General features: G+C 32.0%; 7 protein-coding genes. 3 read left to right on the top strand and 4 right to left on the bottom strand.

What is annotated here, in order from left to right:
* The 3 genes from rpsT to Q0075_RS02035 form a co-directional block, all read left to right on the top strand.
* Nucleotides 1–95: 30S ribosomal protein S20 (gene rpsT / locus Q0075_RS02045; protein WP_297868074.1), on the top strand; the 95-nt coding region annotated here is incomplete at its 5' end.
* A 144-nt stretch (nt 96–239) separates the two neighbouring features.
* On the top strand, nt 240–2,039 hold the full coding sequence (gene typA / locus Q0075_RS02040; RefSeq protein WP_297868073.1) for a translational GTPase TypA: 1,800 nt from the start codon (nt 240–242) through the stop codon (nt 2,037–2,039).
* Between the two features lie 45 nt (nt 2,040–2,084).
* Nucleotides 2,085–2,519, top strand: coding sequence for a hypothetical protein (locus Q0075_RS02035; RefSeq protein ID WP_297868072.1), 435 nt, complete (start codon nt 2,085–2,087; stop codon nt 2,517–2,519).
* A 42-nt stretch (nt 2,520–2,561) separates the two neighbouring features.
* Here the strand turns inward: Q0075_RS02035 and Q0075_RS02030 are convergent, their stop codons facing one another.
* The 4 genes from Q0075_RS02030 to Q0075_RS02015 are packed head-to-tail and all read right to left on the bottom strand — an operon-like array spanning nt 2,562 to nt 6,246.
* Nucleotides 2,562–3,572 carry a peptidylprolyl isomerase gene (locus tag Q0075_RS02030; protein ID WP_297868071.1) on the bottom strand — a complete coding sequence of 337 codons (1,011 nt, stop codon included), beginning with the start codon at nt 3,570–3,572 and terminating at the stop codon, nt 2,562–2,564.
* Between the two features lie 9 nt (nt 3,573–3,581).
* The gene (locus tag Q0075_RS02025) at nt 3,582–4,670 is read right to left on the bottom strand and encodes a peptidylprolyl isomerase (protein WP_297868070.1); all 1,089 of its coding nucleotides are present in this window, start codon (nt 4,668–4,670) and stop codon (nt 3,582–3,584) included.
* A gap of 5 nt (nt 4,671–4,675) precedes the next feature.
* Complete coding sequence (gldI, locus tag Q0075_RS02020; RefSeq protein ID WP_297868069.1) at nt 4,676–5,233, bottom strand: gliding motility-associated peptidyl-prolyl isomerase GldI; 558 nt, start codon at nt 5,231–5,233, stop codon at nt 4,676–4,678.
* A 2-nt stretch (nt 5,234–5,235) separates the two neighbouring features.
* Nucleotides 5,236–6,246 (bottom strand): bifunctional oligoribonuclease/PAP phosphatase NrnA, encoded by a 1,011-nt coding sequence (locus tag Q0075_RS02015; RefSeq protein WP_297868068.1) that lies wholly within the window; start codon nt 6,244–6,246, stop codon nt 5,236–5,238.
* Nucleotides 6,247–6,289 lie beyond the last annotated feature (43 nt).

The raw sequence follows: 6,289 nt of genomic DNA, 5'->3' as shown, positions 1-6,289 counted from the left end.
CTATGATTGATAAATTAGCTAAGAAAAATATTATCCATGATAATAAAGCTTCTAACTTAAAATCTAAATTAACTAAACACGTAGCTTCTTTATAGTCTACCGTTAGTGAAATATACTAAAGCTCTCATTCCGAGGGCTTTTTTTATACGTTACTATTATGTTATTTCTACTAAAGTATTGATTACTATAGTGTTTTTATCAAAATAAACATTACCTTTGCACCTTCAAAAATTTTATAAATGACTTCTATTAGAAACATCGCAATTATTGCCCACGTTGACCACGGTAAAACTACTTTGGTTGATAAAATTATGTACCACTGTCAGTTGTTTCGTGAAAACGAAAACACAGGAGATTTAATCTTAGATAATAATGACTTAGAGCGTGAAAGAGGTATTACTATTACTTCTAAAAACGTTTCTGTAACTTATAAAGGAACAAAAATCAACATTATCGATACTCCAGGTCACGCCGATTTTGGTGGTGAAGTAGAGCGTGTGCTTAATATGGCAGATGGTGTATGTCTTTTAGTGGATGCTTTTGAAGGACCAATGCCACAAACGCGTTTCGTATTACAAAAAGCGATTGACTTAGGATTGAAACCTTGTGTGGTTATTAACAAAGTAGATAAAGAAAACTGTACTCCAGAAGAAGTACATGAAAAAGTTTTCGACTTAATGTTTGAATTAGGTGCTACTGAAGAGCAGTTAGATTTCCCAACAGTTTACGGTTCGGCTAAAAACAACTGGATGTCTGATGACTTTAGAAACCAAACGGAAAACATTGAGCCATTGTTAGATATGGTTTTGAAACATGTTCCAGCTCCTAAAGTTTCTGAAGGGACACCTCAAATGTTAATTACATCTTTAGATTTCTCTTCGTTTACAGGTCGTATCGCGATTGGTCGTTTACAAAGAGGTGTTTTACGTGAAGGAATGAACGTTTCTTTAGTAAAAAGAGATGGAAAAATAAGCAAATCAAAAATTAAAGAATTACATACTTTTGAAGGTTTAGGGCGTAAAAAAGTAGAAGAAGTTGTTGCTGGTGATATCTGTGCATTAGTTGGTTTAGAAGGTTTTGAAATTGGTGATACAGTTGCTGATTTTGAAAATCCAGAAGCATTAGAAACTATTGCTATTGATGAGCCAACAATGAGTATGTTGTTTACAATTAACGACTCTCCTTTCTTTGGTAAAGAAGGTAAATTTGTAACTTCTCGTCACATTAAAGATCGTTTGAATAAAGAATTAGAGAAAAACTTAGCATTAAGAGTTAACGAAACTGATTCTGCAGATAAATTCTTAGTGTTTGGTCGTGGTGTACTTCACTTATCGGTTTTAATTGAAACGATGAGAAGAGAAGGATATGAGTTACAAATTGGACAACCACAAGTTATTATCAAAGAAATCGATGGTGTAAAATGTGAGCCAATTGAAGAATTAACAGTTGATTTACCAGAAAATCTTTCAGGTAGAGCGGTTGAATTTGTAACTATCCGTAAAGGTGAAATGTTATCTATGGAGCCTAAAGGAGAGCGTATGATTATCAAATTCAACATTCCATCTCGTGGAATTATCGGATTAAGAAATCAATTATTAACTGCTACTGCTGGTGAAGCTATTATGTCGCACCGTTTTATTGATTACCAACCATTCAAAGGTGAAATTCCAGGACGTTTAGGTGGTTCATTAATTTCTATGGAAAACGGTAAAGCAATTCCTTATTCAATTGATAAATTACAGGATAGAGGTAAATTCTTCGTTGACCCGAATGAAGATATCTATGAAGGTCAGGTAATTGGTGAAAATTCACGTGGAGATGATATGGTGGTGAATGTAACTAAAACTAAAAAATTAACAAACGTACGTTCTTCTGGAAATGATGATAAAGCAAGAATTATTCCTGCAATCAAATTCTCATTAGAAGAAGCATTAGAGTACATTCAAAAAGATGAGTATGTAGAAGTAACTCCAAAATCGTTACGTTTACGTAAAATCTATTTGAATGAAAACGATAGAAAACGTTTCAAAATAGCATAATTTTTAAATCCCGATGAAAGTCGGGATTTTTTAGCATTATATAGAATGGAAATAAAATTAAAATATGGAATTGACAATTTGCTTTTTGGAATGAAAGAGCATGATGTAATTAAAATTTTGGATAAACCTGATTCAAGTTACAAAGATGAAGACGAAAATGTTGTTTTCATATACAATTCAAGAAAGTTACGTTTAACTTTTTACAAAGAAGAAGACTTTAGATTAGGTTATATGACGACTTCTAATTCAATGCTGAAGTTGTTCAACACTTCTTTAATTGGTAAAAATTGGAGTGAAGTATATCCAATTTTGGAGAAGAATAAAGTTAAATACTTTGAGTCAGATACTTCCGAAGGAATATTAAGTTATTTTAACGAAGAAAACTGGTTGTTTTTTCACCTAGATTATAATGAAATAGTTAAGATTGAACTTGGTGCCGTTTTCAAAGAAAAAGAAGATGATTTCGATTGGAAATTTTAATAGCAATAAATAAGCCGCTAAATTATTTTAGCGGCTTATTTATTATTGATTGATTTTAATTAATTCAACTTCAAAAATTAAATCTGTATTTGGAGGTATAACACCACCTGCGCCTCTTTCGCCGTATGCTAAATTTGAAGGGATATAAAATTTATATTTTGAACCTTCTGACATTAATTGAACGCCTTCTGTCCAACCTTTGATTACTTGGTTCAAACCAAAATCAATTGTTTCACCTCTTTGTACACTACTATCAAAAACTTTTCCGTCTAAGAACATTCCAGTGTAGTGTACTTTAACGTTACTAGTTGCAACTGGTTTATTACCTGTTCCTTCTTGTAAAACGATATATTTTAAACCGCTAGGAGTTGTGGCAGCATTAGCAAATTCTTTTAAAGCTTTTTCTTTTGCTTCTTTTTGTTTTTCAGCAGCCAATTTTTCTTCAACTTCTTTTTTTACAAAGTAATCAGCAAAAGTTTTTTCAGCATTGAATTTTTTAGCTTCTTTGCCCACTCTGATGATTTTTATAGAAGTAATCACGTCATTTTGGGCAACTTTGTCAACTACTTCTTGGCCACTTATTACATGTCCAAAAACAGTATGTTTGCCATCTAGCCAAGGTGTAGCTTTGTGGGTAATGAAAAATTGACTTCCATTTGTAGCTGGTCCTGCATTAGCCATTGATAGTATTCCTTTTCCAGAATGTTTTAAATCGGCCACAATTTCATCTTCAAATTTATATCCTGGTCCAGCAGTACCGTTGCCTTCTGGGCAACCACCTTGAATCATAAAGTCAGCAATAACTCTATGAAATTTTAATCCATTATAGAATGGTTTTCCTTTAAATTTTACATCTGCTTTTGGATTTTTGCCTTCTGTAAGCGAAATAAAGTTAGCAACTGTAATAGGTGTTTTTTGATATTCTAATTGAGTAATAATTTTTCCTTTAGTGGTATTGATTTCTGCAAAAATCCCTTCTTGAGTTTTGTTTTGTGCGAACATCATAGTTGATGAACTCAAAATAATAGCAACTAGTTTAGCAATATTCTTCATTGTATAATTTTATTTAGTGGTATTGGTTTCTAAAAGTTCAACTTCAAAAATAATATTAGCGTTTGGAGGAATAACATCTCCAGCACCTTGTTGTCCATAACCTAATTCAGCAGGGATGTACAACATTAATTTATCTCCAAAATTCATCATGTTAATTCCTTCTATAAATCCAGGGATAAACTGAAGATTTCCTATTGTTGATGGAATTGGAGTATAACCGCCTTGCTGAGCTCTTTGCTGATTAAACTTTCCAAATAATTTAGCAACGTCTTCGTAGCTAGTATCAAAAAGTTGGCCATTTTCTAAATAACCTGCATAATTTACAAACACTTGTGCTCCGTTTGAAGGTTTCTTATCGCCACCTTTTTTAAGGATTTGATAGATTAATCCCGATTTTGTTTTTGTTCCGGTTGCTTTTAAAGTGGTGATTTCTTTAGCTTTATTTTCAATGATTTGTTTTGCCTTTTCTTCAGCTTCTTTAATTTCTTTTGCAACTGAAGAATAGTAATTTTTGAAAATCTTTACAGCATCAAACTTTTTAGCAGCATTTCCAATTCTAATAATTGTAATTTTTTCAATAACATCATCAGCTGCAATTGTATTAATTACCTCTAATCCTTCCACCACTTCACCAAAAACAGTGTGCATATTGTCTAGCCATGGCGTTTCTTTGTGAGTGATGAAAAATTGACTTCCATTCGTACTTGGACCCGCATTTGCCATAGATAAAATTCCAGCTTTTGAATGTTTTAAATCAGGATGAAATTCATCTTTAAATTTATAACCAGGGCCACCAGAACCATCTCCATTTGGATCGCCTCCTTGTATCATGAAATCTCCAATAACTCGGTGAAATTTTAAACCATCATAAAATGGTTTTCCTTTAAATTCTTCACTTACAAAAGGATTTTTGCCTTCTGCTAAGGTTACGAAATTGGCAACGGTATTCGGAACTTTTTCAAATTCTAATTTAACAATCATACTCCCTTTTGCTGTTTCGATATCGGCATATAAACCTTCTTTTAGGTTGTCATAAGATTTTGTGCATGAAGTAAAAAGAGTAAAAATGCTTAGTAGTAAAATTGAGGTAATTTTCATTTTTTTTAGTTTTTAGCTTGAGTGTCTACTTTAATGTCGTTTAAACTTACAGTACAAATTAAAGGCTCGTTAGTGCCAATTTTTTTATCGTCACCATGATATCCATATGCCATGTGTGAGGGAAATAAAAATGTAACAGTTTCTCCTTTTTTCATAAGTTTGATTCCATCACGTAAACCCATCATAATATTTTCTTTATCTACATAATAGGTTTGGGGTTTTGTATCGGCAATTGTGTAGATAATTCTGCTTTTTAAATCTTTGATTTCATAATCAAAAAAAGCAATATCTCCTCTTTTAGGAGTAGGTGTAATTTCGTCTACTTTTGTTTCGTATTTGTACCAATATCCCTTGTTTGAAGCGATGTATGATTTTAAAGAATCGTTTTTAATAATTTCAGCAATTAAATCTTCTTCGTCAGCGATTAATATTTTGTTTCGCTCAATAGATTCTTTTATGAAAGTTCCTGAAGTGTGAGAAATAGGTTTTCTAGCTTGTTGTTGTTGCGAACAACTGGCTAAGAAAATCATTGCTCCAAAAAGGAATAGGTTTTTAATTTTCATAATTATTTTTTTTCTGTTGCTAAAATAGCAATAAATTGTTGTACCGTTTCTTCTAAATTTGAAAAAGATTTTCCACCAGCAGCATTGATGTGACCACCGCCATTGAAATGATTTCTTGCAAATTGATTTACATCAAAATCGCCTTGAGAACGGAAAGAAATTTTAATAATTCCTTCTTCTTTGTTTTCGATGAAAATAGCTGTGAAATCGATTCCTTTGATGCTTAATCCGTAGTTTACAATGCCTTCTGTATCTCCTTTTTGATGACCAAATTCATTTAATTCGTCTTGACTTAGAGTAATATAGGTTGTTTTGTATTCAGGAAGCATTTTCAAATTCTGAAGTGCTTTTCCTAATAACAACAAACGATTGTATGATGAATTATCGAAAAGTAAATTATGAATTTCACTATTGTTTATGCCTTTATCAATTAAATCTGCGACACATTTGTGTGTTTTACTGGTTGTTTTAGGAAATCTAAAACTTCCAGAATCAGTAACAATTCCAGTATATAAACATGTTGCAACTGTTTTGTTGATTAGGTTTTCAAAACCTAATTGGTAAATAAAATCATATACCATTTCACAAGTTGAGCCATAAGTAGTATCTGAAAAAGTATAAGTAGCATATCCATCTGGAGCTTGATGATGGTCTATCATCACACTTGGAACTGTAAGTGTTTTTAACACATTTTCCATTTGATCACCAGTACGATGCAAAGCGTTAAAATCCAGTGTAAAAAGTAATTCGGATTTTTCTAAAATTCCTTTACACGTATCAAAACTGCGTTCAAATACAATGACTTTTTCACTTTCGGGTAACCAAGATAAGAAGTCGGGAAATTCATTTGGTGCCATTACTACAACATCGTGTTGTAATTGTTTTAATGTATGGTATAAACCTAAAGTAGAACCCATAGCGTCTCCATCTGGATTTCTATGAGGTACAATTGTAATTTTTTTTGGCGAAGCTAAAAGTAATTTAATGGCTTCAATTTCGTGTATTTGCATCATACTGCGAATATATTATTTTGTAAGCTATTCTGCAATTATTATG

Origin of the sequence: uncultured Flavobacterium sp., assembly GCF_937967675.1 — a bacterium.
In the GTDB taxonomy this organism is placed as follows: Bacteria; Bacteroidota; Bacteroidia; order Flavobacteriales; family Flavobacteriaceae; genus Flavobacterium.
The sequence above is the reverse complement of the archived record's forward strand: the minus strand, read 5'-3'. Positions and strand labels throughout refer to the sequence as shown.

Coding starts and splice junctions, on each gene's coding strand:
- Q0075_RS02035 (WP_297868072.1), top strand. CDS start 2,085: ATGGAAATAAAATTAAAATATGGAATTGACAATTTGCTTTTTGGAATG.
- gldI (WP_297868069.1), bottom strand. CDS start 5,233: ATGAAAATTAAAAACCTATTCCTTTTTGGAGCAATGATTTTCTTAGCC.
- Q0075_RS02015 (WP_297868068.1), bottom strand. CDS start 6,246: ATGATGCAAATACACGAAATTGAAGCCATTAAATTACTTTTAGCTTCG.
- Q0075_RS02030 (WP_297868071.1), bottom strand. CDS start 3,572: ATGAAGAATATTGCTAAACTAGTTGCTATTATTTTGAGTTCATCAACT.
- typA (WP_297868073.1), top strand. CDS start 240: ATGACTTCTATTAGAAACATCGCAATTATTGCCCACGTTGACCACGGT.
- Q0075_RS02025 (WP_297868070.1), bottom strand. CDS start 4,670: ATGAAAATTACCTCAATTTTACTACTAAGCATTTTTACTCTTTTTACT.